This is a genomic window from Methylobacterium sp. CM6257 (genome assembly GCF_054611515.1).
On sequence record NZ_CM137735.1, the window covers coordinates 1,915,868 to 1,942,863 of the forward strand.

At 67.7% G+C, this 26,996-nt stretch carries 24 protein-coding genes; 13 read left to right on the top strand and 11 right to left on the bottom strand.

What is annotated here, in order from left to right:
• Positions 1-46 precede the first annotated feature (46 nt).
• A complete protein-coding gene (locus ACYCO6_RS09455; protein WP_459771381.1) occupies positions 47-337 on the bottom strand; it encodes a hypothetical protein in 291 nt (96 codons plus the stop codon).
• 240 nt (positions 338-577) lie between these two features.
• On the opposite strand from ACYCO6_RS09455, the gene ACYCO6_RS09460 reads away from it, so the two are divergent.
• Positions 578-1,213, top strand: coding sequence for a glutathione S-transferase N-terminal domain-containing protein (locus tag ACYCO6_RS09460; RefSeq protein WP_459771383.1), 636 nt, complete (start codon positions 578-580; stop codon positions 1,211-1,213).
• A gap of 7 nt (positions 1,214-1,220) precedes the next feature.
• On the opposite strand, the gene ACYCO6_RS09465 is transcribed toward ACYCO6_RS09460, so the two are convergent.
• Positions 1,221-1,685: a DUF2147 domain-containing protein gene (locus ACYCO6_RS09465; protein ID WP_459771386.1), complete on the bottom strand. Its 465-nt coding sequence runs from the start codon at positions 1,683-1,685 to the stop codon at positions 1,221-1,223.
• A 270-nt stretch (positions 1,686-1,955) separates the two neighbouring features.
• On the opposite strand from ACYCO6_RS09465, the gene ndk reads away from it, so the two are divergent.
• Positions 1,956-2,378 (top strand): nucleoside-diphosphate kinase, encoded by a 423-nt coding sequence (ndk, locus tag ACYCO6_RS09470; RefSeq protein ID WP_459771388.1) that lies wholly within the window; start codon positions 1,956-1,958, stop codon positions 2,376-2,378.
• A 168-nt stretch (positions 2,379-2,546) separates the two neighbouring features.
• The gene (locus tag ACYCO6_RS09475) at positions 2,547-2,912 is read left to right on the top strand and encodes a hypothetical protein (RefSeq protein ID WP_459771390.1); all 366 of its coding nucleotides are present in this window, start codon (positions 2,547-2,549) and stop codon (positions 2,910-2,912) included.
• 151 nt (positions 2,913-3,063) lie between these two features.
• Here ACYCO6_RS09475 and purN read toward each other — a convergent pair whose 3' ends face one another.
• Together purN and purM are read right to left on the bottom strand one after the other, a co-directional pair.
• Positions 3,064-3,714: a phosphoribosylglycinamide formyltransferase gene (purN, locus tag ACYCO6_RS09480; RefSeq protein WP_459771392.1), complete on the bottom strand. Its 651-nt coding sequence runs from the start codon at positions 3,712-3,714 to the stop codon at positions 3,064-3,066.
• The gene (purM, locus tag ACYCO6_RS09485; RefSeq protein ID WP_459771394.1) at positions 3,714-4,793 is read right to left on the bottom strand and encodes a phosphoribosylformylglycinamidine cyclo-ligase; all 1,080 of its coding nucleotides are present in this window, start codon (positions 4,791-4,793) and stop codon (positions 3,714-3,716) included. Before purM ends, purN begins: the two co-directional genes overlap by 1 nt.
• Positions 4,794-4,991: 198 nt before the next feature.
• On the opposite strand from purM, the gene ACYCO6_RS09490 reads away from it, so the two are divergent.
• The 4 genes from ACYCO6_RS09490 to ACYCO6_RS09505 all read left to right on the top strand — a co-directional run bounded on the left by ACYCO6_RS09490 (position 4,992) and on the right by ACYCO6_RS09505 (position 12,413).
• Positions 4,992-5,702, top strand: coding sequence for a P-loop NTPase family protein (locus ACYCO6_RS09490; RefSeq protein ID WP_459771397.1), 711 nt, complete (start codon positions 4,992-4,994; stop codon positions 5,700-5,702).
• Positions 5,703-5,805: 103 nt separating this feature from the next.
• The gene (locus tag ACYCO6_RS09495; protein WP_459771399.1) at positions 5,806-8,196 is read left to right on the top strand and encodes an RNA degradosome polyphosphate kinase; all 2,391 of its coding nucleotides are present in this window, start codon (positions 5,806-5,808) and stop codon (positions 8,194-8,196) included.
• A gap of 82 nt (positions 8,197-8,278) precedes the next feature.
• Entirely contained in the window at positions 8,279-9,832 is a 1,554-nt protein-coding gene (ppx, locus tag ACYCO6_RS09500; protein WP_459771401.1) for an exopolyphosphatase, read from the top strand.
• Between the two features lie 484 nt (positions 9,833-10,316).
• Positions 10,317-12,413 carry a methyl-accepting chemotaxis protein gene (locus tag ACYCO6_RS09505; protein ID WP_459771403.1) on the top strand — a complete coding sequence of 699 codons (2,097 nt, stop codon included), beginning with the start codon at positions 10,317-10,319 and terminating at the stop codon, positions 12,411-12,413.
• A gap of 54 nt (positions 12,414-12,467) precedes the next feature.
• Here the strand turns inward: ACYCO6_RS09505 and ACYCO6_RS09510 are convergent, their stop codons facing one another.
• The 3 genes from ACYCO6_RS09510 to ACYCO6_RS09520 form a co-directional block, all read right to left on the bottom strand.
• Positions 12,468-13,145, bottom strand: coding sequence for a DUF6629 family protein (locus ACYCO6_RS09510; RefSeq protein WP_459771406.1), 678 nt, complete (start codon positions 13,143-13,145; stop codon positions 12,468-12,470).
• A gap of 78 nt (positions 13,146-13,223) precedes the next feature.
• Entirely contained in the window at positions 13,224-14,669 is a 1,446-nt protein-coding gene (locus ACYCO6_RS09515; RefSeq protein ID WP_459771408.1) for an acetamidase/formamidase family protein, read from the bottom strand.
• 81 nt (positions 14,670-14,750) lie between these two features.
• Positions 14,751-17,081 carry an NADP-dependent malic enzyme gene (locus tag ACYCO6_RS09520; RefSeq protein WP_459771410.1) on the bottom strand — a complete coding sequence of 777 codons (2,331 nt, stop codon included), beginning with the start codon at positions 17,079-17,081 and terminating at the stop codon, positions 14,751-14,753.
• A 78-nt stretch (positions 17,082-17,159) separates the two neighbouring features.
• Here ACYCO6_RS09520 and ACYCO6_RS09525 point away from each other — a divergent pair, with 78 nt between their 5' ends.
• Together ACYCO6_RS09525 and ACYCO6_RS09530 are read left to right on the top strand one after the other, a co-directional pair.
• A complete protein-coding gene (locus tag ACYCO6_RS09525; RefSeq protein ID WP_459773490.1) occupies positions 17,160-17,837 on the top strand; it encodes a CatB-related O-acetyltransferase in 678 nt (225 codons plus the stop codon).
• Positions 17,834-18,085 carry a DUF3297 family protein gene (locus ACYCO6_RS09530; RefSeq protein ID WP_459771412.1) on the top strand — a complete coding sequence of 84 codons (252 nt, stop codon included), beginning with the start codon at positions 17,834-17,836 and terminating at the stop codon, positions 18,083-18,085. The genes ACYCO6_RS09525 and ACYCO6_RS09530 overlap by 4 nt, the downstream gene beginning before the upstream one ends.
• Here the strand turns inward: ACYCO6_RS09530 and ACYCO6_RS09535 are convergent.
• The 4 genes from ACYCO6_RS09535 to aspS are packed head-to-tail and all read right to left on the bottom strand — an operon-like array spanning position 18,055 to position 22,203.
• On the bottom strand, positions 18,055-18,390 hold the full coding sequence (locus ACYCO6_RS09535; protein ID WP_459771415.1) for a hypothetical protein: 336 nt from the start codon (positions 18,388-18,390) through the stop codon (positions 18,055-18,057). The two genes, ACYCO6_RS09530 and ACYCO6_RS09535, sit on opposite strands and share 31 nt — an antisense overlap.
• Positions 18,387-19,463, bottom strand: coding sequence for an acyltransferase family protein (locus tag ACYCO6_RS09540; RefSeq protein WP_459771417.1), 1,077 nt, complete (start codon positions 19,461-19,463; stop codon positions 18,387-18,389). Before ACYCO6_RS09540 ends, ACYCO6_RS09535 begins: the two co-directional genes overlap by 4 nt.
• Positions 19,463-20,332: a glycosyltransferase family 2 protein gene (locus tag ACYCO6_RS09545; protein WP_459771419.1), complete on the bottom strand. Its 870-nt coding sequence runs from the start codon at positions 20,330-20,332 to the stop codon at positions 19,463-19,465. Before ACYCO6_RS09545 ends, ACYCO6_RS09540 begins: the two co-directional genes overlap by 1 nt.
• Before the next feature lie 26 nt (positions 20,333-20,358).
• On the bottom strand, positions 20,359-22,203 hold the full coding sequence (gene aspS, locus ACYCO6_RS09550; protein WP_459771421.1) for an aspartate--tRNA ligase: 1,845 nt from the start codon (positions 22,201-22,203) through the stop codon (positions 20,359-20,361).
• Between the two features lie 144 nt (positions 22,204-22,347).
• On the opposite strand from aspS, the gene ACYCO6_RS09555 reads away from it, so the two are divergent.
• The 4 genes from ACYCO6_RS09555 to xoxF1 all read left to right on the top strand — a co-directional run bounded on the left by ACYCO6_RS09555 (position 22,348) and on the right by xoxF1 (position 26,944).
• Positions 22,348-22,746 (top strand): hypothetical protein, encoded by a 399-nt coding sequence (locus tag ACYCO6_RS09555; RefSeq protein ID WP_459771425.1) that lies wholly within the window; start codon positions 22,348-22,350, stop codon positions 22,744-22,746.
• 87 nt (positions 22,747-22,833) lie between these two features.
• A complete protein-coding gene (gene rnd, locus ACYCO6_RS09560) occupies positions 22,834-24,021 on the top strand; it encodes a ribonuclease D (RefSeq protein ID WP_459773491.1) in 1,188 nt (395 codons plus the stop codon).
• A gap of 182 nt (positions 24,022-24,203) precedes the next feature.
• Positions 24,204-24,419: a hypothetical protein gene (locus ACYCO6_RS09565; protein ID WP_459771427.1), complete on the top strand. Its 216-nt coding sequence runs from the start codon at positions 24,204-24,206 to the stop codon at positions 24,417-24,419.
• Positions 24,420-25,138: 719 nt separating this feature from the next.
• Complete coding sequence (gene xoxF1 / locus ACYCO6_RS09570) at positions 25,139-26,944, top strand: lanthanide-dependent methanol dehydrogenase XoxF1 (protein WP_459771429.1); 1,806 nt, start codon at positions 25,139-25,141, stop codon at positions 26,942-26,944.
• Positions 26,945-26,996: the final 52 nt, after the last annotated feature.

Below are 26,996 nucleotides of genomic sequence, written 5' to 3' on the forward strand. Positions count from 1 at the left end.
GTCGGGGGTGGGAACGAACGAGAAGCTCAGCGGTTCGCGGCCACAATCAGGCCTTGTCGCCGCCTTTCAAGCGCTTGTTGCACTTGCTCCAGAATTGCGGCCACTTCGGCCCCTGGGCGGTCTTCTGAGCATCGGTAAGACCGCGCCACTCGGCTCCGCACTTCTTCTGCCGTTCGCGCGCCGCGGCCTGACCCGGGCTCGGCTGCTTTGCCGCCGGCGCGGCGGCCGGGGCCTCGCTCGCCGCCGGCGCCTTGGCAGGCGCTTCCTTGGCGAGCGCGGGCGCCATAGCGACAAGCGGCGCGCAGAACGCCGCGATCCTCACGAGACGGTGGACCATCGAAAATCTCCCCCTCAGGCGTATCGACGACGCCTGACGCCAGTCTCGCCGCTCGGCCGCTGCGCCGACAAGGGTCCATGGACCGTCGCCAACAGGCACGGCTCGGACTCTCGCAATCGTGAGCCGCGCAGCGGCGTTGCCCTTGAGCGCGGCCGGGAAATCGTTTTCACTGCCCGGGTTGTCCGAAGTCGGCGGAGGTCCGCCGCGCCGCCGACGGTTCGGTCGAGGAGCAGTCAGACCATGGCAGCGGTGTCCGGGCGGCCGATCGACGTCCATACCTGGAGCACGCCGAACGGCTGGAAGATCCCGATCATGCTGGAGGAGTGCGGGCTCCCCTATCGGGTTGTCCCGGTGGACATCGCCAAGAACGAGCAGTTCGCCCCCGACTTCCTGGCGATCTCGCCGAACAACAAGATCCCGGCGATCGTCGACCCGGATGGACCGGACGGGAAGCCGATCTCGGTCTTCGAGTCAGGCGCGATTCTGCAATATCTCGGCCGGAAGACCGGCCAGTTCTACCCGAAGGACGAGCGGGCCCGGGTCGTCGTGGAGGAATGGTTGTTCTGGCAGGTGGCGGGGTTCGGGCCGATGCTCGGGCAGACACACCACTTCAAGATCTACGCGCCCGAGAAGGTCCCGTACGCGATCGACCGGTTCACCGCCGAGGCGAATCGCCTTTACGGCGTTCTCAATCGCCGGCTCGAAGGCCGGGACTTTATCGCCGGCACCTACTCCATCGCCGATATCGCGACGGTGACCTGGGCCAAGCTCAACTTCAAGCAGGGCGTCGATATTGGCGCCCTACCGAACGTGGCGCGCTGGCTGGAGACCGTACTGGCGAGGCCGGCTGTGCAACGCGGCCTCGCGGCGATCTGACGGCCGGTCAGTTCTTGTTGGCGGCCTGCTGGTTCACGTCAGGCACCCGCGTCCAGGTCTGCGAACCGCACAGCACCTTGAGCATGCAGCCCGAGACGCTGAGTTCGGCCTCGCTCTCGCGCTCCAGGCTGACCGTGTAAATCTTGCCTTCCTCGATATTATAGAGCTCGCCGGTGTACTTCTCGTCATCCGGCTTGAGACCGTCGATGAGCTGAAGCCCGATCACCGGGCGGGTACGCTTCTTCGGATCGGGATTCTTCAGGTCGGTGCGCGGGGCGCCGTTTTCGAAGGTCGGCACCTTGAGCCAGACGACCTTGCCGCAGACCAGCTTCTGGCCCGGGCCGCAGCGATCGATGCGGATCTTGGCGCGGCCGTCGCCCGTGAGCCAAGTCCCGGACGGGTCCTTGGCAGTGTCGGCGGCAGCGGCGGAGAGGCCGGTGAGAAGCAGGGCGGCGCTGAGAGCGAGTCGCATGGTTCGTCTCCGGGGTTGAGGCGTCGCGGACGCCTGAGGGGGTGGACGAAGTCGGCTGGTGCGCGAATGAGCCGCCGCAATCCGGCGATTTTTCGGCGGTGTTGCGGCAGAGCCACGGCCATGCTTGTCCCGCCCGGTTCGGGCGCGCGGCTTGAGGCAGGATGGGGCGCCCGCTATAAGCCCGGCGCCGAAGCGAAATTTTCGCCCGAGACGCGCGTCCGAGATCTCGGACGCGCCGCACGTTCTTTCCACAGACAGACCGGACGCACCATGGCCACCGAGCGCACCTTCTCGATCCTGAAGCCCGACGCGACGCGGCGGAACCTGACCGGCGCCGTCAATGCGGTGATCGAGGAGGCGGGCCTGCGCATCGTCGGCCAGCGCCGCATCCGCATGACCAAGGCCCAGGCAGAGAAGTTCTACGAGGTACACAAGGAGCGCCCGTTCTTCGGCGAGCTCGTCACCTTCATGACCTCCGGCCCGGTGGTGGTTCAGGTGCTCGAGGGCGAGAACGCCGTCGCCAAGTACCGTGAGGTGATGGGCGCCACGAACCCGGCCCAGGCCGCCGAGGGCACGATCCGCAAGAAGTTCGCCGAGTCCGTCGGCGAGAACACCGTCCACGGTTCGGACAGCGCCGAGAACGCCAAGATCGAGATTGCGCAGTTCTTCCAGGACTCCGACATCGTCGCGTGAGGCGACGGACGGTGGCGGGTCGGGCACACCGGTCCGCCATTGTTCCGCACTGCACCCGGCCGCGCGGTGAATGCAGCCGGGTGTGTCCGGACCGTCCTTGACGGGACGGAGCGTGGAAGCGTCCAACGGCTGAGCTTAGCCAACCTCAGCACCCGGACCACCACGACCATGACGATGCGCCGCCTGCCCCTGCTGATCGCGACCGGCCTGATCGCGCTCGGCGCGACCGCCGCCCTCGCGGGCGGATCCTCGGCCCCGTTCCAGCAATACGAGCCCGATCCGGCGCTCAAGACGGCCACCAAGGCGAACCTCGAAGGCCGCGTGCGCCACGCCTGCACCGTCGTCCAGGCGCGCATGACCAGCGCCACCGAGGCATCCCTGGAGCGTCCCTGCGGCTGCTATGCCCGGCAGACCCTGCGCAGCCTCGACGAGTCCGAGATCGAGGCCTACCGCACCACCGGCTACTTCAACGATACGGCCCGGGCCAAGGCGCTGTCGGCGGTCGACAGCTGCAAGCTGCAGCGGCCGGTCTGAGAAAGCCCAGGCGAGACTGCTGTGTGGCACCTCCGTCCCTGCGGGCGGGGCGAAGCAACCCGGCGCAGCAGGATCTTGGCGAGCGGGGCGCAGATGGATTGCTTCGCTTCGCTCGCAGAGACGCGAGAGCGGCCCCTGCCGCAGAAGCCCGCTAAAGGCTGAAGAGCGCGCCGTCCGGCGCCGCATCGGCGATGACAACGCGCTCGCCCTCCAAGCGGGCGCGGCCGCCCGCAACAACGGCCAGCACGGCCGGGTAGAGGCGCCGCTCCTGGACGATCACGCGATCGGCGAGGCTGTCCGGGTCGTCTCCCTGACGGACCGGGATCGCCGCCTGCGCCACGATCGGGCCGGCATCGAGTTCCGGCACCACGAAGTGGACCGTGCAGCCGTGGAGCCGCACGCCGGCCTCAAGCGCCTGCGCGTGCGTGTGGGTGCCCTTGAACAGGGGCAGCAGGGACGGGTGGATGTTGAGCATCCGGCCTGCCCAACCCGCTACGAAGTCCGGTGTCAGGATCCGCATGAAGCCGGCGAGGCACACGAGATCGACACCCGCGGCCTGCAACGTGGCGTCCAACGCGGCGTCGAAGCTGGCGCGGTCCGGAAAGGCCTTATGGTCGATGACCTGGGTCGGGATGCCGGCCTCGGCCGCCCGCCCGAGGCCCGCGGCTTCCGGTCGGTTCGAGAGGACCAGCACGATCTCGGCCGGATAGGCCGGATCCTTCGCCGCCTCGATCAGCGCCACCATGTTCGAGCCGCGCCCGGAGATCAGGATCGCGACGCGGGTTTTCCGGTCGACCGCCATCAGAGCGCGAGGCGTCCGCTGAACGTCACGGGCTCAGCCCCGCGCGCCGTGACCCTTCCGAGGCGCACCGGCGTCTCGCCGGCCCGCGTCAGGGCTTCGTCGACGTCGTCTACAGCGTCGGCGGCAGCGATCACCACCATGCCGATGCCGCAGTTGAAGGTCCGCAGCATCTCGGGTTCGGCGACACCGCCCTCGCCGGCCAGCCAGCCGAAAACCGGCGGCGGGCTCACGGCATCGAGGTCGATGGCGATGCCGATCTCGTCCGGCAGGACCCGGGGCAGATTGTCGGGGAAGCCGCCACCGGTGATATGCGCCAGAGCGCGGATTCCGTCCGTTGCACCGAGGGCGGCCAGGAGCGGCTTCACGTAGATCCGGGTGGGCTCAAGCAGCGCCTCGCCGAGGCTGCGGCCAGGAGCGAACGGAGCCGGCGCATCCCAGCCGAGCCCGGTCTTGGCGACGATCCGCCGGACCAGCGAGAAGCCGTTGGAATGTACCCCGGAGGAGGGCAGGCCCAGCACCACGTCGCCCGGACGGATACCGGGTCGCGGCAGCAGCGAGCCGCGCTCGGCGGCCCCGACGGAGAAGCCAGCGAGGTCGTAATCGGAACCGTCGTAGAGGCCGGGCATCTCGGCTGTCTCGCCGCCGATCAGCGCGCAACCGGCCTGGCGGCAACCCTCGGCGATGCCGCGCACGATGTCGGCGCCGACGCCCGGGACCAGCTTGCCGGTGGCGTAGTAGTCCAGGAAGAACAGCGGCTCAGCCCCCTGAACGATGATGTCATTCACGCACATCGCCACGAGATCGATGCCGATCGTGTCGTGGCGACCGGTTTCGATGGCGATCTTGACCTTGGTCCCCACACCGTCGTTGGCCGCGACCAAGATCGGATCGCGGAATCCCGCAGCCTTCAGATCGAACAGGCCGCCGAACCCGCCGATCTCGGCATCGGCGCCGGGACGCCGCGTCGAGCGCACCAGCGGCTTGATCGTCTCGACCATGGCGTTGCCGGCGTCGATGTCGACGCCTGCCGCCGCGTAGGTCAGCCCCGTGTTCGGCTCCTTGCCGTCCTTGGCTGTCATGCCCGCGCCACCTCGTTCCATACTGGTCCCGCTCTAGCGGCTTACCGCGCGCGGCGCGAGTCGGCCACGAGGTGCCTTGATCGGCGACGGCCGCATGCCCACTCTGCGTCCGGGTGCGAGCGCGGGTTCGCTCGCGACTCTGAGCCGAGGCAGGGCAGCCCTTGACCGCCGCCGGTGCGGGATGAACCTGGACGACGCATGCGCGAGAATGCACCACCGCGGCAGTTGGCCTTCGACCTGCCGCTCGATCCCCGCTACGGGCGCGAGGATTTTCTCGTGGGGCCGGCCAACGAGGCCGCCTACGGGCTGATCGAGGCGTGGCCCGACTGGCCGGACAGCGTGCTCGTGCTCACCGGTCCGTCGGGCAGCGGCAAGAGCCACCTCGCGGCGATCTGGGCAGAGCGGGCCCATGCCTGGACGATCCCAGCCGCCGAGGTGGGCGCGGACGCGGTCCAGCACCTCGTCTCCAACGGAGCCCTCGTCATCGAGGACATCGACCGGGCGGAGAGCCGGGACGAGGCGGCCCTGTTCCATCTGCTCAACCGCGCGCGCGAGCGCGCCTGTCCCGTGCTGCTGACGAGCGCCACCGGGATCGACGCCCTCGGCCTCGCCACGCCCGACCTGCGATCCCGTCTGCGCCTCGCGCCGCGGATCGCCATCGAGGCGCCGGACGATGCGCTGCTGCGCGCCGTGTTGGTCAAGCTGTTCGTGGATCGGCAACTCGTGGTCGATCTGGGCGTCATCGATGCGTTGGCGCTGCGGATCGACCGATCCCTCGGTCGGGCTCGGGACGTGGTGGCGGAACTCGACCGCGACGCTCTGGGCCGCGGACGCCGCATCAGCCGTCCCCTGGCTCTGGCGGTGCTGCGTCGCATGGGCCTCGACGGCGAGGCGGAGCCCAGCGGCTGAAGGCCGAATCCCGCGCCAGTCACGAAACCGTCGTGAAGGCTGCGGGTGTACGGTGGTAAACGCTCCGTCCGCGAGGAGCCGCAGGCAGGAACAAGGATCGGGGATGGAATCGACGCAGAAGCCCATGGAACGCGACGTCGCCGACGAGGCAACGGAGCCCCGTCGGCGCTCGATAGCCAATCCGACAGCGCGTCGTGCTCCTGCCGCGCGGCGCGCACCAGCCGAGCCCACGGGCGGCGTGACGGCTCCGGGCGTCGCCGGCACCGCCTTGGATGCGAACGACGAGTGGCCGGCCACGGTGTCTCCCGTTGAGCCCGCGGTGACCAGCGCGGCCCGGGAGCCGGTGCTGGAAGCCGGCCGCTCCCTGCGCCACTCGCCGGAGCGCTTCGTGAATCGCGAGCTGTCCTGGCTCCAGTTCAATCGACGCGTGCTGGAGGAGGCATCCAACCCGAACCATCCGCTCCTGGAACGCCTGCGCTTCCTGTCGATCTCGGCAAACAACCTCGACGAGTTCTTCATGGTCCGCGTGGCCGGCCTGATCGATCAGGTTCGGGCAGGACTCACGGTTCCGTCCCAGGACGGCCTGTCGCCGTCCGAGCAGCTCGTGCGGATCGGTGCGGAGGTCTCGCGCCTCGCCGCCGACCAGCAGGCCCGCTGGCGCGAGCTGCGCGCGGAGCTGCACGCCGCCGACATCGACATCGTCGAGCCCGCCTCGCTCACAGCGGAGCAAGCGGCCTGGCTGGAGGAGTACTTCCTCAATCACGTCTTCCCGGTCCTGACGCCCCTGGCGATTGACCCGGCTCATCCGTTCCCCTTCATCCCCAACCTCGGCACTACCATCGCGCTGATGCTGGTGCGGCCGCGGGACGGGCGCGTGCTGCGGGCCCTGATCCGCGTGCCGGGTGTCCTCGACCGGTTCGTGCGCCTGCCGGTGAGCAACAGCGAGACCTCGGCGCGGCTGATCCCCATCGAGCAGGTGATCGGGATGTTCACCGGGCGGCTGTTCCCCGGCTACCTCGTCAAGGGCAGTGGCGCGTTCCGGGTGGTGCGCGACTCGGATCTTGAGATCGAGGAAGAAGCGGAGGACCTCGTCCTTCACTTCGAGACGGCCCTGAAGCAGCGCCGCCGCGGCGTCGTGATCCGCCTCGAAGTCGAGGCCGGGATGTCCGAGGATCTGCGCAGCTTCGTCGCGGACGAGCTGGAGATCGCCCCCGAAGCGATCTTCCTGGTCGAGGGCATGCTGGCCCTGAACGAGTTGTCCCAGGTGGTCGGGATCGACAGGCCGGACCTGAAGTTCAAGCCCTACAACCCGCGCTTCCCCGAGCGGATCCGGGAGAGCGGCGGCGACGTGTTCGCGGCGATCCGCCAGAAGGACTTCATCGTCCACCACCCCTACGAATCCTTCGACTCGGTGGTGCAGTTCCTGGCGCAGGCCGCCCGTGACCCGAATGTGGTGGCGATCAAGCAGACGCTCTATCGCACCTCCTCGAACTCGCCGATCGTGGCGGCGCTTGCGGAGGCCGCCGAGCTCGGCAAATCGGTAACCGCGCTCGTTGAGCTGAAGGCGCGCTTCGACGAGGAGGCCAATATCCGCTGGGCGCGCAACTTGGAGAAGGCCGGCGCGCAAGTGGTGTTCGGCTTCGTCGAGCTGAAAACCCACGCCAAGCTGTCGCTGGTGGTCCGGCGTGAGGGCGACAAGCTCGTCACCTACTGCCACGTCGGCACCGGCAACTACCACCCGATCACCGCGCGCATCTACACGGACCTGTCCTTCTTCACAGCGGATCCGGCGATCGCCCGGGATGTCTCGCGGATCTTCAACTTCATCACCGGCTACGCGGAGCCGGCCGAGCTGGAACGGATGGCGGTCTCGCCGCTGACGCTGAAGAACCGGCTGCTCGAACACATCGAGGCCGAGGTGGCCCACGCCAAGGCTGGCCGGCCTGCGGCGATCTGGATCAAGTGCAACTCGCTGGTCGACGGCCAGATCATCGACGCGCTCTACGACGCCTCGGAAGCGGGCGTTCAGATCGACTGCGTGGTGCGCGGCATCTGCTGCCTGCGGCCGGGCATCCCGGGCCTGTCGGAAACGATCCGGGTCAAATCGATCGTCGGGCGCTTCCTGGAGCACGGGCGCATCTACGCCTTCGGCAACGGCGTCGGGCTGCCCCACCCGAAAGCTACAGTCTACATCTCGTCCGCCGACCTGATGAGCCGCAACCTCGACCGGCGCGTCGAGGCGCTGTTGCCGATCACCAATCCCACGGTGCACCAGCAGGTCCTCGACCAGATCATGCTGGCCAATCTGCTCGATAACCGTCAGAGCTGGCGGCTGCTGGCCTCGGGTGGCTGTGAGCGTATTCAACCTGCGGAGGGCGAGGAGCCGTTCAACGCGCACAAATACTTCATGACGAACCCGAGTCTATCGGGCCGCGGCAAGGCCTCGAAGAAGTCGAGCCCGCGGGCGCTGAGCCGCCGTGCACAGCGCGCCTGAGTTTCGCCGCGCCGCGGCGCTGGGCTAAACTTCCTGCCTGACGCGCCAGCCAGCGCGTCGGACTCATCAAGGACTCGGACGTTTGGGCAGCCCTCGTGCCAATCTCACCCTCGCGCATGCCGCGGACCCGCTTGCCGACGGCCTGCGCCATCCTGTGGCGATCATCGATATCGGGTCCAATTCAGTCCGGCTCGTCGCCTATGACGGCCTGAGCCGGGCACCGACGCCCCTCTACAATGAGAAGGTGCTCTGCGGCCTCGGTCGCAACGTGCTGACGACCGGCCGGCTGAACGAGGACGCCGTGACGCGGGCTCTCGCGGCACTAGCGCGCTTCCGGGTGCTCTGCGAGACGATGCGCGTCGGACGGGTGTTCGTGCTGGCCACTGCGGCGGCCCGGGACGCCGAGAACGGCCCCGATTTCCTGCGCGCCGCGGAGGCGGCCTGCGGCCAGGAGATCCAGCTCCTGTCGGGCCGGCGCGAGGCGGAATTGTCGGCGCTCGGCGTGGTCTCCGGCTTCCATGCGCCGGACGGGGTGGTGGGGGACCTCGGCGGTGGCTCGCTCGAACTCGTGGACGTCCGCGGCACCGTGGTGGGCCAGGGCGTGACCATGCCGCTCGGCGGCCTCGCCCTCCAGGACCTGTCCGGCGGCTCGCTCAAGAAGGCCGCCAAGATCGTGCGCGAGCACATGCGCAAGGCCGTGCCGCAGCTCGAGACTCTGCGTGGACGCACCTTCTACGCAGTCGGCGGCACCTGGCGCGCCATCGCGCGGCTGCACCAGGCCGCCCGCGGCTACCCCGTCCACGTAATGCACGGGTACACCGTGGAGCCCACCGACGAGTTGAGCTTCCTGCAGGTCGTGGAGCAGACCGACGTGTCCCTGCTGCAGGATGTCGACGCGATTTCGGAGGCCCGGCGTCCGCTGCTCGCCTACGGGGCTGTGGTGCTGGAAGAGATCATTCGGGTCGGGCGCCCGCGAGAGGTCGCGATCTCGGCCTCGGGCGTGCGGGAGGGTCTGCTGTTCGAGCAGCTCGACCGCGACGCTCGACTCATCGACCCGCTGCTTGCCTCCGCGGCCGAGTTCAATGCCCTGCGTGCCCGCGCGCCCCGTCACGGGGAAGAGCTGATCGCCTGGACCGACCGTTTCGTGACGACCCTCGAAGGGCACGAGACCGCCGACGAGCGCCGCCTGCGGCATGCGGGCTGCCTGCTCTCGGACGTCGGGTGGCGGGCCCATCCCGATTACCGCGACGAGCAGAGCATCGCGGCGATCCAGAATGCCGCCTTCGTGGGTGTCGACCATCCGGGTCGCGCCTATCTCGCCCTCGCGGTGTCGCTTCGGCACACCGGCCTCGCTCCGGAGAAGGCCAACCCGATGCTGCGGAGCGTGGCCGGCCCCCGCCTCTTCGAGCGGGCGCGCCTCCTCGGCGCACTGCTGCGCGTCGCCTTTCCCATTTCGGCCGGTATGGACGGTGCGCTTGGCCGGGCACCCCTCATCGTCGAGGATGGACGCGTCATCCTGCGGCTGCCGCGTGAATGGGAGGCCCTCAACGGAGACCGCCTGCTGAATCGCGTGCGTGGTCTCGGTCGGGTCGTGGGTCTGGACGGCCGGATCGAGATCACAGGCGCATCCGCCTGATCAGGGTTGCGGAGAAGCTGCCCGGCTGACGGCCCCGCGTGGCCGTGAACACCGCGCCTGCGCCTGGACCGAAGCCGGGCGGCGTAGGGCTTGGCCATCTTCGGCCGGTACAGGGCATGTGCGACGCAGCCTGGCGGCCTTGAGCAGGCCGGGACAGGGACCAGAGGCGAAAGCTTTGGCCTCAAAACCAGCTTGCGTCCGCCTCAGGCTGCAACGCGGCGGCTATACTCGACGGATCGAGTCGCGAGAGGTCTATCCGCATCTTCAATTTCTGATCTCAAAATGAAGTTTTAATCCCATCTTCGCCTGATATGCAGACCTTTTCTGCAATTTTATTGTGATTATTGATAAAAACCTGACTTACTATTTCAAAATCCTCCATCCATCACAAATTCGCACGATATGGATGATGCACGACACTCAATTTGGCGCTATCATGAGGAAATTTTTGTGCTCAGATTCCTTGTAGATTGGGTCAGTTACGATGTGGCGACTTGGATCAATATCAATTCGCACAATCCTGTGCTCGGCGATATTTGCAATAGCTGCGATGCTATTGAGCTATGCCGCTAATTCATTAATCGACGCGCGGCTGCAGACTGTACAGGCACAGGAAGCCGTGACGCTGGCCCGCGCGAGCCGTACTCTGCTCAAGGCCATCCTGCCGCTGCGCCTGGAGAGAGGCTCGACGCTGGCCCTCGGCAGCGAGCCCCCCGCGGATTCGGAGACCCTCTCGGTAATCTCAACGAACCGGCAGGCTATGGTCGAGAATTACCAGAGAGCTCAGGCTCTCCTGCGCGAGCAGGATGTGCCGGCCGTCAAGGCCACGCTCGGTGGGCTGACTGCGGCGCAGGATGCCATGAACGCCCTGCGTCCCCGAATCGATGAAGCCCTGCGCCTACGTAAGGCGCAGCGCGATGCCACGCTTATGCCCGCCGTGCTGACGGCCTTCCAGAACCTGCTCGACGCGCTGACAGCCACGACCGACGCGGTGGACGCTGCCATTCCGCGTGAGGACACCCGTCTGCAGCGTTACCTTCTGCTGAAACGTTCGGCGTGGAAGACACGTGTGGCGATCGGTAACGTCGCTCTCCGGGTGCAGACGTCCCTGGCGGCCGGTACAACATGGACCCTACCCGAGACGGTCGCTGCCGCCGAAGAGCGCGCGCGGGTGCAAGGCGCCTGGGCTACCACGGCCGAGGCGGCAGCCGATGTCTCGGAGACGGTGCGGGCCGCTTTCCAGAAGGCGAAGGCCAGCAATTTCGAAGGCGAGGCCGATTCGGTCGCGCGCGTTGTCTTCGAAGCGTTGAGCCAGCAGAAGCCATCGCCATACACGTTCCAGGAACTTCGGCGGCGCAACACTGCCGATCAGATGACGATCGTCGATCTCGCTTACGCAGCGCTCGACGAGATGGTTGCGCGCGCCGAGGCTCTGGCCGGGGAGGCGCGCGGCGCTCTCCTGCGCAATGCCGCAGCGCTGCTGGTAGCGGCTCTGCTCGTAGCCCTGGGTCTGCTCGCCGTATTCGCCGGCGTGCTGCGGCCGATCCGGACGATCTCGGCGACGATGCGGGCGCTTGCGTCCGGCGACGTGGCGGTGGACGTGCCGGTGCGCGACTATCGGAACGAGTTCCGCCCGATCGTGGAAGCCGTGCAGGTCTTCAAGGAGAATCTGATCCGAACCCGTCAGCTTGAGGCCGACACCGCGCAGGCCCGGCGCGCAGCCGAAGAGCAGCGACGAGCCGCAATGCGCCGGGTGGCCGAGGATTTCGAACGCGCGGCCGGCAGCATCATCGAGCGCGTCTCCGCTTCCGCCGCCGACCTGCAGGCCACCGCGCAGGCGATGACGTCCAACGCCGCCGAGACGGCAACCCAGTCCACGACCGTGGCCTCCGCGGCGGAACAGGCGGCGTCCAACGTGAATACGGTGGCTGCCGCCGCCGAAGAGCTGGGAAGTTCCGTTCAGGAGATCGGGCGGCAGGTCGACGGATCGGCCAAGCTCGCTCAGGGTGCGGTGGCGGAGGCAGACCAGACCGGCGCGCTGGTCCAGGAACTCAGCGTCGCCGTCGCCAAGATCGGCGACGTCGTCGGGCTGATCTCATCGATCGCCGGGCAGACCAACCTGCTGGCGCTCAACGCCACCATCGAGGCTGCGCGCGCCGGCGAGGCCGGTCGCGGCTTCGCCGTCGTGGCGAGCGAAGTCAAGGCATTGGCCAGCCAGACCGCCAAGGCCACCGAGGACATCGCTGGCCAGATCGCATCGGTTCAGTCCTCGACCCATCAGGCGGTCTCGGCAATCGGCTCGATCACCAAGCGCATCCAGGAGATCAGCGGCGTCGCGGCCTCGATCGCGGCGGCGGTCGAGGAGCAAGGCGCGGCGACGCAGGAGATCGTCCGGAACGTCGGCCAGGCAGCGACAGGCACCGGCGAGGTGACCCGCAACATCGCCGGCGTGGCCGGGGCGGCCGAGCAGACCGGGGCGGCGGCATGCCAAGTCCTGGCCTCGGCCTCCGAGCTGTCGCGGCAATCCCAGCAGCTCTCCTCCGAGGTGAGGCGGTTCCTCGAAACGGTGCGCGCTGCCTGAAGCCGAGACGACGCGAAAACGGGAAGCCACCAGGCTTGCGCGGCGGCGCCTCGATCAAGCCGTAACCGGCGCGTGGACCCGCCCATTCGGGTCCGCGATATCGATGCGCCGCCCCCGGAACTGCCAATACAGGATTGCGCTCACGACGGCCGCGTAGAGGCACCAGACGGACGTGAAGGCATAGCCCTTCACGACCAGGGTCGCGACGACGCCCAAGAGGTTCAACCAACCGAACCAGCGGACCACCCGGTAGCTCGACAGGACCAGGGCCCCGCAGGTCGCCAGGACGTAGATCACCGCAACGGCGGTCAGGGCAGTGCCGGGGTTATCGTAGTGGATCGAGTGCTGCTCGATGCAGGCGGTGCTCGGATAGACGATCAGACCTCGGAACACGAAGGCGGCGAGCCCCGCCCCGATCAGCGTCAGCCCCGCGATGAGCCATCGGCGGCGGCCGGGCGGCTCCATCAGGAGCACCGACAGCGGCATCAGCAGCGGCAGGATGCCCTGCGCGTAGAGCATATACAGGAAGACGAGGTGACCCTGGGCCTCCGGGCGGATCTTCCCTTCGAGACCCAGCCAGACGAAGCCCTCCGTGAACTGATGCAGGGCAAAGAAGATCGGCGTCGCCGCGAACAGGACGGCACGGGGTTGCCGGACATGCGCGAGCGTCGCCACACCGACGACCCCGATGAACCCGCTCGCGATGAAATCGACTTCCGGCGAGAAACACATACGCGCACGCCCACTCTCGAAGTCCCCGAAGGGGGTTCGTGCTGAGGGCGCCGCGTACGGTCAAGCCGCGGACGATGCTCAGGCAACGCGGTCTGAGAAGATCGCCTTCTTGACCACGGCGTGGACACCCCAGTTGCCGTCGACAACCTGGGTGATCCCGAAATCCACCGCCACCGACATCAGCGAGATCGCCTCGTCCTCGGTCAGGTCCTTCGCGTACATCAGGAACTGGCGCATCTTGCGGAAAGCGTCGCGCATGGCGAGATCGATCGAGGATTTCTGGAAGATTGCGCTCTGCGCGTCCGGGCCGAGGTCGCGCAGGTAGTTCGGGTAGCTGAAGCCGGACAGAACCCAGTCGTCACGGGTCTCGATCATCGGGAAATCGAGGGCTTCGAGCGGCGTGCCGGGCAGATCGGCCTTCTTGTGCAGGATGAACTGGAACGTGCCCGTGAGCGAACACTCGATCGCCGTCCCGCACAATTCGGAATCGCCCTGGCTGGCATGGGGGTCACCCACGGAGAACAGCGCCCCCGGCACAGCCACCGGGTAGTAGAGCGTCGCGCCCTTGCCGATCCGCCAGTTGTCGATGTTGCCGCCAGTGTAGCTCGGCGGGATCGTGTTGACCCGGTCGGCCTCGGCTGGCGCCACGCCCATCGTGCCGAAATGCGGCCGGATCGGAACGCGGATCCCCTTCAGCACCTCAAAGGTCTTCTGCGTCTTGGAATGATCCACCGGCAGGCCGGGATAGTCGATGGTCGGGTGCGAGACGCCGAACGGATCGGTCACGCCGGGCCAGCGGAAGCTGTAGACCGCCCGGGCCCAGTCCCGCTCGCCGGTGGCATCGACCTCGTAGATGGTCACGACCTCACGAGGCTTATCGCCGGTGATCAGGTCGTTGTAGTGGTAGCCCCACCAAGCCGCCGCGTTGCTGCCGAAGGCAAGGCCCTTGTATTTCGGGTTGGCACAGGGCCGCGGCGCGACGTCGAGAATGCGCACCTCCAGCACGTCGCCGGGTTCTGCGCCGCGGATCGCCACAGGTCCGGTGCAGATGTGCACGCCGAGGCCGCCGCCCGGACCGGTCTTCGCATCCATCGGACCCGCTCCGCGGGGCAAGACCCCCATCCTGTCCTTGGTCCAGAAATAGACACTCTCGGCGCCGGGATCACTCTCGATCATCCGCTCGGCATCGTCGCTCGCCTGATGGGTGAGCGTTTCGATCGTCACGAAATCGCCCGAGCCGATCTCGACCCGCGGCTTGAGGCTGCGGCTGAAGAAGCCCCAGTGCACGGTCTCGGCATTGGCCGGCAGATGGTAGTGCGCCGTCGCGGCGATCTTGGCGCCGCTCGCCTCGGCGAGGGCCGGGCTCACCAGCGAGGGACCGCCGGCCGCGAAGGCCGCCGCCGCGGCCCCCGTGGCCGCGAAGCCGCTCTTCAGGAAGGCACGCCGTTCCGGCTCCAGGTCGCGCCTGAAACGGCGGCGATGCGCCTCAAAGGCATGGCAGTTCGGATCATCGCCCAGGCACATAGCGTCCGCTTCCGGTGGCTTCGTTCCCCGGGAGCGGGCAAGCAAATCGACGGCCACGCTGGTGGCCGTCGAGGAGCTTCCTCATTCCGAGATCATGCCGACGCCGCTCTCGCCGGGCTTGGCCGGAACCGACTGATCCGCCTGCGCCTCGACCACCGCCGCCGCCGTCACGTTGACGATGCCGCGGGCGGTCACCGACGGCGTCAGGATGTGGGCGGGCTTGGCCGGACCGATCAGCAGGGGGCCGACCGGCAGCGCGTCTGCCAGGATCTTGGCGAACTGGAACGCGATGTTGGCCGCGTCGAGGTTCGGGAAGATCAGGACGTTGGCCGCGCCCTTCAGACGCGAGCCCGGCAGTACCCGGTCACGGACCATCTCGCTGAGCGCCGAATCCGCCTGCATCTCGCCGTCAACCATCAGGTCTGGATCCCGCTTCTGAAGCAGCGCGAGGGCATCGCGCATCTTCATCGCGGAGGCCGAGTCCGACTGGCCGAAATCCGAGTGGCTGAGCAGCGCGATCTTCGGCGTGAGGCCGAAGCGGCTGACATGACTGGCGCAGGCCTGGGCCACGTCGGCGATCTCCTCGGCGGAGGGGTTCGGACGGACATGGGTGTCGGCCAGGAAGTAGGCGCCCTCGTGGGTCACCACGAGGCTCATGGCGGCGCACTGCTCAACACCGGGCGCGAGCCCGATCACGTCGCGAATGATGCGCAGCCGCGTCTCGAACCGGCCTTCAAGACCGCAGATCAGGGCATCGGCTTCGCCGCGGCGGACCGCAATGGCCCCGATCACCGTGTTGTTGGTGCGGACCAGCGTGCGGGCCGCGTCCGGCGTGATGCCGCGCCGCCCAGCAACCTCAAGGTAGGTCTGCACGTAGGCGCGGTAGCGCGGATCGTCCTCGGGATCGATCAGCTCGAAATCCCGGCCATGCACGATCGACAGACCGAAGCGCTTCAGCCTCGTCTCCACCACCCGCGGCCGGCCGACCAGTATCGGGAACGCAACCTTGTCCTCGACGATCGCCTGGACCGCGCGCAGCACGCGCTCATCCTCACCCTCCGCGTAGATCACGCGCTTGGGCGCCTCCTTCGCCTTGGAGAAGAGCGGCTTCATGATCAGGCCGGACCGGTGCACGAACCGGTCGAGGCTCTCCACATAGGCGTCGAGATCCGCGAGCGGCCGCCCGGCCACGCCCGAATCCATCGCGGCCTTCGCCACGGCCGGGGCGATGCGCAGGATCAGGCGCGGATCGAAGGGGCTCGGGATCAGGGATTTCGGTCCGAACGGCCGGGCCTCGCCGCCATAGGCCCGGGCGACCACGTCGGAGGTGGTCTCGTGGGCGAGCCCCGCGATCGCCTTAACGGCGGCCTTCTTCATCTCCTCGTTGATCTTGTGGGCGCCGACATCGAGCGCGCCGCGGAAGATGTAGGGGAAGCACAGGACGTTGTTGACCTGGTTCGGGAAGTCCGACCGGCCGGTGCAGATCATCGCGTCGGGACGCTCCTGCTCGGCGAGGTCCGGCATGATCTCGGGATAGGGGTTGGCCAGCGCCATGATCAGCGGCTTCTCGGCCATCTCCTTGAGGTATTCGGGCTTCAGCACGCCGCCGGCCGAGAGGCCGATGAAGACGTCCGCCCCCGGAATGACCTCGGCGAGCGTGCGCTTATCGGTCTCCTGCGCGTACGCATCCTTCCACCGGTCCATCAGTTCGGTGCGGCCCTTGTAGACCACGCCCTTGATGTCAGTGACCGTGATGTTCTCCCGGGTCGCGCCGAGCGAGACGAGGAGGTTCAGGCAGGCGAGTGCCGCCGCGCCCGCGCCGGAGGTGACGATCCGGACGTCGGACAGGTTCTTGCCGGCGAGTTCCAGTCCGTTGAGGACGGCCGCCGCCACGATGATAGCGGTGCCGTGCTGGTCGTCGTGGAAGACCGGGATGTTCATCCGGGCCCGGCACTGCTCCTCGATTTCGAAGCACTCGGGCGCCTTGATGTCTTCCAGGTTGATGCCGCCGAAGGTCGGCTCCAGGGCACAGACCACTTCCACGAGCTTCGAGACATCCTTCTGGTCGACCTCGATGTCGAACACGTCGATGCCGGCGAATTTCTTGAACAGGACCGCCTTGCCTTCCATCACGGGCTTCGAAGCCAGCGGGCCGATATCGCCCAGGCCCAGCACGGCCGTGCCGTTGGAGAGCACCGCCACGAGATTCTGGCGAATCGTGAGAGTGGCGGCCTCCTGCGGGTCATCGTGGATCGCCATGCAGGCCGCGGCCACGCCGGGCGAGTAGGCCAGCGCGAGGTCGCGCTGGTTGCCGAGCGGCTTGGTCGCCTGGATCTCCAGCTTCCCGGGCTTGGGCAGGCGGTGGTAAACGAGCGCCCCGGCCTTGAGGTCCTCGGACATGTTATCGGCCATCGCCTACGCTCCCGCTCACCTGCTTTCCCGAGGACGACGCGAGTGCGCATCGCACGGGCTCGCGTCTTGACCGGTCTGTTGCACCGGCTGCGCAGGGGGCGCAACCCGCACAACGAAACCCGGATCCACCTCGCCAAACTGGCGAGGATCTACGGCTTCTCCATAGGCGCTTATTCGTATGGGCGTCCAAAAGTCCGCTTCCCGGAGAGCGGGCGGCGGCTGACGATCGGCCGCTATTGTTCCATCGCCGACAAGGTCGAGATCCTGCTCGGCGGCGACCACCGGCTCGATTGGGTCTCCACCTATCCCTTCGCGGCGATGCGTGGGCTGTTCCCGGAGGCGCGGGCCCCGGAGGATTACCACGCCTCTCGCGGCGATGTGGTCATCGGGCACGATGTCTGGCTCGGATCCGGCTGCATGATCCTGTCAGGCGTCACGGTCGGCCACGGCGCGGTGGTGGCGGCGCGGGCCGTGGTGACGCGCGACGTGCCTGCCTACGCGGTCGTCGCGGGCAATCCGGCCCGCGTGGTGCGATACCGTTTCGACGCGGCTACCGCGGACGCGCTAGTGGACGCGGCGTGGTGGGATCTGCCACACGAGGCGGTAATGCGGCTTGTGCCGTTGCTGCAGAGTGGTCGGGTCGCGGACCTCCTCGCGGCGTTGCGCCCGGGCTCGGATTCGCTTACCGGCGAGCCCCTGTCCCCGATGCCTGCGCGCGGGGTCCACCACGACGCCGACCCGAGATCCGGACGATGACCGACACGCCTCCCGACCGCCTCGCCGCCAACCCGAACAGCCCGTTCTACGACGAGAAGGTGCTGGAGCGCGGCGTCGGCGTGCGATTTAAGGGCGTCGAGAAAACCAACGTCGAGGAATACTGCGTGAGCGAGGGCTGGGTCCGGCTCTCGGCCGGCAAGACACTCGACCGGGCCGGAAATCCGATGACGGTGAAGCTGAAGGGCACCGTCGAGCCCTATTTCCGCGACCCCGCGCCGGACGCCTGATCGGCCTTCCGCGCCAGCGCGGCCTGAAAGTTCCGGATTGCGCCGCGGACCAGATCCTGGACCTGTTTGGCTGAGCGCGGCGCCTCAATGACGAGACTCGCCAGGATGTCAGTTCGCCGCGCGCGCTGCTTGGCGGTCCGGGGATGGTTCGACACACGCAGGTGCCACGGGCAATCAGCCGGCCTGAGATAGAGGCTGTCGCCGCGCTCGTTCCGCGCGACGATCATGAAGCCGTGCGCCTCCAGCAGCCGCGCCGCGAGGGCGAGAGCCGCCACCGGCGGCAGAGACGTCTCGGCGCCGCTCACGGCCCGGCCGGCTCGATCGTGCCGAGGCTGCGCCGCCCGAGCGCCCGTGCCTTGAGCGCCAGAGCCGGCCGCTCGATCCCGTACCAGGACAGCGCCGCCACCGGCAGCGTCAAAGCGAGCGCCGGAGCGAGGAGGGCGGGGCCCGAAGCGTCCGGCCACAGGGCGTGCAGGCTCTGCTGGACGGGCCAGCCGTAGAGATAGATCCCATAGGACAGGTCGGCTGCGGGATCGAAGATTCCGCGGGCCATTGGTCCCAGCGCCAGCCAGACCACCCCATAGGCTTCCGCCAGGAACAGGAGAGGCGGATAGGCCGGTGTCCGCGCCAGGGCGACGGCCGCGAAGGCGAGGCAGGCGAGGGCAGCCGCGGAGACCCGCAGGCGGTCGCGCCACAGGTAAAGGCACGCGCCGGCCGCGAAGATCAGCGGCAGGCGCAGGGCCGTTTCGATGCCCTTCGGCAGCTCGGGTCCGCGAAGGCCGCCAGCGATTGACAGGGCCAGGGCCAGGCCCGCCACGATCAGGAGCGCCGGCCACCGCCTCCGGAGTAGCCCGCACAGGGCGGCAACGAGAATGCCGAGGTAGCACAGCACCTCGTATTTCAGCGTCCAGACCGTCCCGAGGGGTGCCCGGTAGGGATTGGCGTCGAAGACCCCGGGGAGGGCGGCGTTGCTCTTGAAAGTCGTGAGCGTCCCGCGGATGAACGACCACAGCGCGGGATCGCGGAAGTACTCGGCCAAAGGCAGGCGGGTCATCGCCGCGCCGAGCACCAGGGATACGAGGAGCGTCGCGGCGACGAGACCCGGCAGGATCCGCAAGGTCCGGGCGAGGGCGTAGTCGCGGATCCCGCGCCGGTCGCAGCTCATGGTGACTAGGAATCCCGAGACGGCGAAGAAGCCGTTCACCGCGTGCTCGCCGAGCGTGTAGCCCGTGATCCGTGCCAGGGGCTCGTCGCCGGCCGCGCCAGTCGCCACGCTGAAGGCGTGGGAGACGACAACGGCCAGGGCCAGCGCCAGGCGCAGGCCGGTGAAGCCGTTCCGCCCGTTTCCGAGCGCGGCCGCAACGGTCGGCACGGCCATCAGAGCAGGCCTTCGCGCGCCAGGGCGTCCCGGCCCCACAGGAAGGCGAGGGCGCCGGCGGCCGAGCCGCCGTAGCGCTCCAGACCGGCGCGGCGCAGCACCAGGGCCGACAGAAGCGCCTTAGGCAGGTTGCTCATGAGATCTGCGCGGCTCGGATCCGGCAGACCGTACTTGCGGCTGACATAGGCCCGCGACCAGGCCTGATGCCAGCGCGAGCGGAATACCCGGCCGGGCTCCGGCGCCGACGAGCGGCCCCTTCCGTGCAGCGCCTCTGCGCCGTGGACATGGACGAGCGCCCGACCCATGTCCGCGATGCGCCGACACAGGTCATCGTCCTCGTAGAACAGGAAGATGTTCTCGTCGAAGCCGCCGAGGTCCAGGAACAGGGCGCGCGACATCATCAGGCAGGCCCCGGAGAGGAATGGCGCGCACGTATCCCCCTGCGGCAGCGCGGGGCGACCACCGGGATTGGTGAGATAGGGCGCCAGCAGCGAACGCGCCTGGAAGAAGAAGCGCCCGTCCGGCTCCACGAGGCGCGGCGCGAACAGGCCGGCATCCGGCCAGCGGCGAGCGGCCTCTAGCAGGGCGTCGACGGCGCCCGGGTGCAGGATCACGTCCGGGTTGACGATGAGGACAAGGTCCGCGGTTCCGGCAGCGCGGACCCCGCGGTTGTTCGCACGGCCGTAGCCCTCGTTCCGGGCGTTCCGAATGACCTGCGCGCCGGCGGCCTCCGCAACTGCCGCGGAGTCATCGCGGCTCGCATTGTCCACGACGATCGCCGGCACGTGCTGCCCGGCCAGTGCCTGGAGGCAGGCCGGCAGCACGTCGGCGCTGTCATGCGCGACGACGATCGCGACGAGGCTCGCCACGGCGCGACCGGTCTACGGCGGAGGCCTCAGGCCTTCTTCTCGGGCAGGTTGAGCCGGATGTGCAGTTCGCGCAGCTGCTTCGGGGTCGCCTCGGAGGGCGCACCCATCATCAGGTCCTCGGCGCGCTGGTTCATCGGGAACAGCACCACCTCGCGGATGTTCGGCTCGTTGCACAGAAGCATCACGATGCGATCGACGCCCGGCGCGATACCGCCGTGCGGCGGGGCGCCCATGCGCAGGGCGTTCAGCATGCCGCCGAACTTCTGCTCCAGCACCTCGCGGCCGTAGCCCGCGATGGCGAAGGCCTTCTCCATGACGTCCGGACGGTGGTTACGGATCGCGCCCGAGGAGAGTTCCACGCCGTTGCAGACGATGTCGTACTGGAACGCCTTGATGCCGAGGATTTTCTTGGTGTTCGGGCCGTTCTCGTCTTCGGAGGCGAGGGCGCCCAAGTCGAGTGCCAGGAACTCCTCCCGGTCGATATTGGGCATCGAGAACGGGTTGTGCGAGAAGTCGATCCGCTTCTCCTCTTCGCTCCACTCGTACATCGGGAAGTCGGTGATCCAGCAGAAGGCGTACTGGTCCTTGTCGCACAGGCCCAGCTCGTCGCCGATACGGATACGGGCCTTGCCGGCGAGCCCGGCCGCCTTGGCCTCGGGGCCGGCGGAGAAGAACACCGCATCGCCGGCCTTCGCGCCGGCCCGCTCGGCGATCAGCGCCTGGACCTCGGCCGGGATGAACTTGACGATCGGCCCCTTGCCGGAGAGCTGGCCGTTCTCCTCCTCGAAGACGATGTAGCCCAGCCCCGGCGCGCCCTCGGAACGAGCCCAGTCGTTGAGCTTGTCGAAGAACGACCGCGACTGCGTCGCCGCCCCCGTCGCGGGGATCGCCCGAACCACGCCGCCCCCGGCGATCACGCCCTTGAACGCCTTGAAGGCCACGTCCTCGCGGGCGAACAGGTCCGTGACGTCCGCGATGATGAGCGGGTTGCGCAAGTCCGGCTTATCGACGCCGTACTTCAGCATCGAATCCGCGAAGGTGATGCGCGGGAACTCCTTCGTGACCCGCTTGCCCTCGGCGAACTCCTCGAACACGCCGCGCAGGACCGGCTCCACCGCCTGGAACACGTCCTCCTGGGTGACGAAGCTCATCTCAATGTCGAGCTGGTAGAACTCGCCCGGCGAGCGGTCGGCCCGGGCGTCCTCGTCGCGGAAGCAGGGCGCGATCTGGAAGTAGCGGTCGAAACCCGCGATCATCGTGAGCTGCTTGAACTGCTGCGGCGCCTGCGGCAGCGCGTAAAACTTGCCGGGATGGACGCGCGACGGCACGAGGTAGTCGCGCGCACCCTCGGGGGAGGACGCCGTCAGGATCGGCGTCTGAAACTCGAAGAACCCGCCCTCGCGCATCCGGCGGCGGAGCGAGTCGATGATCGCGCCGCGCTTCATGATGTTGGCGTGGAGCTTCTCCCGGCGCAGGTCGAGGAAGCGGTATCGAAGCCGCGTCTCCTCCGGATACTCCAAGTCGCCGAAGACCGGCAGCGGCAGCTCGCCCGCCGGGCCCAGCACCTCGAGGTCGTCGATGTAGACCTCGACCGCGCCGGTCGGCAGCTCGGCATTCTCGGTGCCGGCGGGGCGGGTGCGCACGCGTCCGTCGATCCGCACGACCCATTCCGAGCGCGCGGTCTCGGCGGCCCTGAAGGCCGGGGAATCGGAATCCACGACGCACTGCGTCAGCCCGTAATGATCGCGCAGATCGATGAAGAGCACGCCGCCATGGTCGCGGATACGGTGGCACCAGCCGGAGAGACGGACGGATTGCCCGACATCGGACGGGCGGAGCGCCCCGCAGGTATGGGAACGGTAACGGTGCATGGCGGGCTTCTTCTAAGGGAAGGCCGGCACCATTCACGCGAGGCCCCCCAAGTCAAGCGCGGTCCGCGCGCGGCGGCTCAGAAAGCGCCCTCCGCGCAGCCCGCCGACCTACCGGGAAGTACCGTCAATCCCCATATGATGTGCATGAGCCACAACGCCTTTTCCCATCCGGTGGGCCATCCGGAGCCGCCATTCAAGGCTTCGCCGAGCGCTTGGCGGACGCTGCCGCTCGACGGCCATTTCGACCTCGTCTACGAGGACGCCACCGGCGCGTGGAGCAACCGGTCCCTGGAGGCGCGCGAGCTGAAGCTCGGCCCGGGCCGGACCCTGCTCGGCGGCATCGATGCCCGGCGCGGCGGCTATCGGGGCTTCCGCGTCGACCGGATCCGCCGCCTCACCGACGGCGCCACCGGCGAGCGCATCGAAACCGGCATCCTGGATCGGCTCCTCGGCCGTGCAGAGGCGCAGCGCCGCGCCGACGCCTTGCGGATCCGCCGGCAGACGCGGGCGCGCCGCCGGGCGGTCCTCGCAGGCCCCGCATGAGCCGCCCGAACACAGGAGATGCGTGAAACATGGGGACCTTCGCGCGTGCGGCTCCCCATGGTCGCGGCGGTTGCGTATAGCCGGACCATGGACCTGATCACCACCACCGGCGCGCTGCGCGAAATCTGCACGCGTCTCGCCGAGCAGCCCTTCGTGACCGTCGACACGGAGTTCATGCGCGAGACGACGTATTACCCGAAGCTGTGCCTGATCCAGATGGCGGCTCCGGACGGCACGGCCGTCCTGGTGGATCCCCTCGCGCCCGGCCTCGACCTTCAGCCGTTTATCGACCTGATGGCGGATGAGCGGACCGTGAAGGTGTTCCACTCGGCCCGCCAGGACCTCGAGATCATCTGGCTGATCGGCGGGATCCTACCTCACCCGTTCTTCGACACGCAGGTCGCCGCCATGGTGTGCGGCTATGGCGATTCCGTCTCGTACGAGCAGCTTGTCAACGACGTGGCCAAGGCCAAGATCGACAAGTCATCGCGCTTCACGGACTGGTCGCGGCGGCCGCTCTCCGAGGCGCAGCTGACCTATGCCCTGTCGGACGTGACCCACCTTGTGAGGGTGTACGAGGTCCTCGTCGCCGAGCTGCTGCGCACCGACCGCGGCGTGTGGCTCGACGAGGAGATGGCGGTGCTCACCTCGCCGGAGACCTACCGAGCCGAGCCGGCGCAGGCGTGGCGGCGTCTCTCGGGCCGGATGCGCAAGCCGCGCGAGATCGCCGTTCTGATGGAAGTGGCCGCTTGGCGCGAGAGCGAGGCGCAGGCGCGCAACGTTCCGCGCGGGCGCGTGCTGAAGGATGAGGCGGTGATCGACATCGCCTCGGCGGCACCGCGCAACGCCGAGGCCCTTGGCCGCCTGCGCACGATTCCGGCGGGCTTCGAGCGCTCCCGTACGGGCGCGGACATCCTGGCTGCGGTGGAGCGTGGCCTTGCGCGCGACACCAGCGAGATCCGCATGCCCGAGCGCGTCCGCCGGAGCGGCGGAAACGGTGCGCTTGTGGAACTTCTCAAGGTCCTGCTGAAAGCGGTCTGCGAGGCCGAGAGCGTCGCACCGAAGATCATCGGCACCGTCGACGACCTGGAGGCGATCGCGGACGACGATGCCGCCGACGTTCCGGCCCTGCAGGGTTGGCGTCGAGCCCTGTTCGGCGAGAAGGCTCTGGCCTTGAAACATGGCCAGCTGGCGCTCTCCGTAGCGGCCGGGCGCATCGTCGTTCGGCCTCTTGAAGCGGCGCCGACCACTCAACCTTCCGATATTGCCGACTGACAGAGAGCGGCACCCGCCGCGGCAATTCCGTCGCTCACGCGTGACTCACCTCCGGACCGGGACTAAACGGCAATGGGACTGCCGTTTAGTCCCACCCCCGCCTCACGCGCATGTTCGAGCCGAACGAAGTCCTCAAGACGCTGACGGGGCGCGGGCGCGTCGCAGCGGAAGGATGTGAGCCCGTGCGCGTCCGCTACCGCGTCGTGGTGGAGCGGCGCGACGGCGGGATCGTGGCCTACGGCAACCTGTATGGCAGCTATGCCGGTTTGCGGCCGATCTGGCTGGAGCCGGATGCCCAGCTCCGCTTGGCAAATGGGCGCCGGCTCAACATCTCCGTGACTGACCTGATCGGCGACGTCGCGGATTTCGAGAGTACCGGCCCGGTCGGAGCCCTCTGAGCCGTCATCCGACGCGTCGACGATTCGACCCACCGCTGATCGCCCCATGAAGCCCCGAGGCACCCGACTCGGTCCGATGTCGAAAGAGGCACGCGGGATGATTCGGCAATTTGTCGCGCGCGAACCACGTAGACGGCGCTTGGATCCCTCGTTTTGAGGGCCTGCGGCGACCGGGCGCACGACGTATCGACAACTTTCGATCGGCTCTCTCGTCGCCGAGTTATCTCGCAATGCAATCAACCACACCGCCGAGAAAGGGAGCAGCTCCGGCCAAAACTGCCTTTCTCCGCGCGGCTGACGCATGCGTACCCTCAGCAACCCCTGACCGATTGCAAGATGTGCATGGGCAGCGCTCACGTTGCGACCAGGCGCCCGGCAATAATTGCCAAGCCGTTTGTGCGTTGCAGCATTTCTTTTCGCAGCCGGATGACATCGCTCCAGCTTTTGTCACTCGAAAAGAAGCCTTCACCGTGTGCCAAGAGCCCCAGAAGAGCGAGTTGACGGCGCTCAAAAATCTCTTAAGGTCCGTTCAAGCCTCGGTTTCGAGGGGGCCGCCTCAGGGATGGCGGCTCCTGGCTTCGGGATCTGTTGATCTCCACGAGTCCGCAATGCCCGCTACCGAGGCGTCCATCCCTGTCGCAAACAGTCAGGTCGGAGTCCAAGCGACGCCGTTCTCGAAACGCGTCGCAAGAACTCTCAAAGACTTGTCGGAGGAACCCATGAGAGCGGTACATCTCCTTGCGCTCGGCGCGGGCGTCGCGGCAATCGCCGCGCCGGCGCTGGCCAATGAAAGCGTCATGAAGGGCATCGCCAACCCGGCGGAGCAAGTGCTTCAGACGGTTGACTACGCGAATACTCGGTATTCAAAGCTCGACCAGATCAACGCGTCGAACGTGAAGAATCTCCAGGTCGCCTGGACCTTCTCGACCGGCGTTCTGCGTGGCCACGAGGGCTCGCCGCTCGTCGTCGGCAACGTCATGTACGTGCACACGCCGTTCCCGAACATCGTGTACGCCCTCGACCTCGATCACGAGGCGAAGATCCTCTGGAAGTACGAGCCGAAGCAGGATCCGTCCGTGATCCCGGTCATGTGCTGTGACACGGTCAACCGTGGTCTGGCCTACGCCGACGGCGCCATCCTCCTGCACCAGGCCGACACCACCCTCGTGTCGCTCGACGCCAAGACCGGCAAGGTCAACTGGTCGGTCGTGAACGGCGACCCGAAGAAGGGCGAGACCAACACCGCGACGGTTCTGCCGGTCAAGGACAAGGTCATCGTCGGCATCTCGGGCGGCGAGTTCGGCGTGCAGTGCCACGTCACCGCCTACAACCTGAAAGACGGCAAGCGCGTGTGGCGCGCCTACTCCGAGGGCCCGGACGATCAGATGATCGTCGACCCGGAGAAGACCACCTCGCTCGGCAAGCCGATCGGCAAGGACTCCTCGCTGAAGACCTGGGAAGGCGATCAGTGGAAGACCGGCGGCGGCTGCACCTGGGGCTGGTTCTCGTACGACCCGAAGCTCGACCTGATGTACTACGGCTCGGGCAACCCCTCGACCTGGAACCCGAAGCAGCGTCCGGGCGACAACAAGTGGTCCATGACCATCTTCGCGCGTAATCCGGACACCGGCATGGCCAAGTGGGTCTACCAGATGACCCCCCACGACGAGTGGGACTATGACGGCATCAACGAGATGATCCTCACGGATCAGAAGGTTGACGGCAAGGAGCAGCCGCTCCTGACCCACTTCGACCGCAACGGCTTCGGCTACACGCTGAACCGCGAGACCGGCGCCCTCCTGGTCGCCGAGAAGTACGACCCGGCCGTCAACTGGGCGTCCAAGGTCGACATGGACAAGGGCTCGAAGAACTACGGCCGGCCTCTGGTCGTGTCGAAGTACTCGACCGAGCAGAACGGTGAGGACACCAACTCCAAGGGCATCTGCCCGGCGGCCCTCGGGTCGAAGGATCAGCAGCCTGCGGCCTTCTCGCCGAAGACCAACCTGTTCTACGTGCCCACCAACCACGTCTGCATGGACTACGAGCCGTTCCGGGTGACCTACACCCCGGGCCAGCCCTACGTCGGTGCGACCCTCTCGATGTACCCGGCCCCGAACTCGCACGGTGGCATGGGCAACTTCATCGCGTGGGATGGCGTCAACGGCAAGATCAAGTGGTCCAACCCCGAGCAGTTCTCGGTGTGGTCCGGTGCTCTGGCCACCGCTGGCGACGTCGTGTTCTACGGCACGCTTGAGGGCTACCTGAAGGCGGTCGACGACAAGACCGGCAAGGAGCTGTTCAAGTTCAAGACCCCGTCGGGCATCATCGGCAACGTGATGACCTACCAGCACAAGGGCAAGCAGTACGTTGGCGTCCTGTCGGGCGTCGGCGGCTGGGCTGGCATCGGCCTCGCGGCCGGCCTGACCGACCCGAACGCCGGCCTCGGTGCGGTGGGTGGCTATGCGGCTCTGTCGCAGTACACCAACCTCGGCGGCCAGCTGACGGTCTTCGCCCTGCCGAACTAATCGGCCGCAGGGTCAGACTGTGAAATCGGTGCCGGCGCGGGTTCCCGCGCCG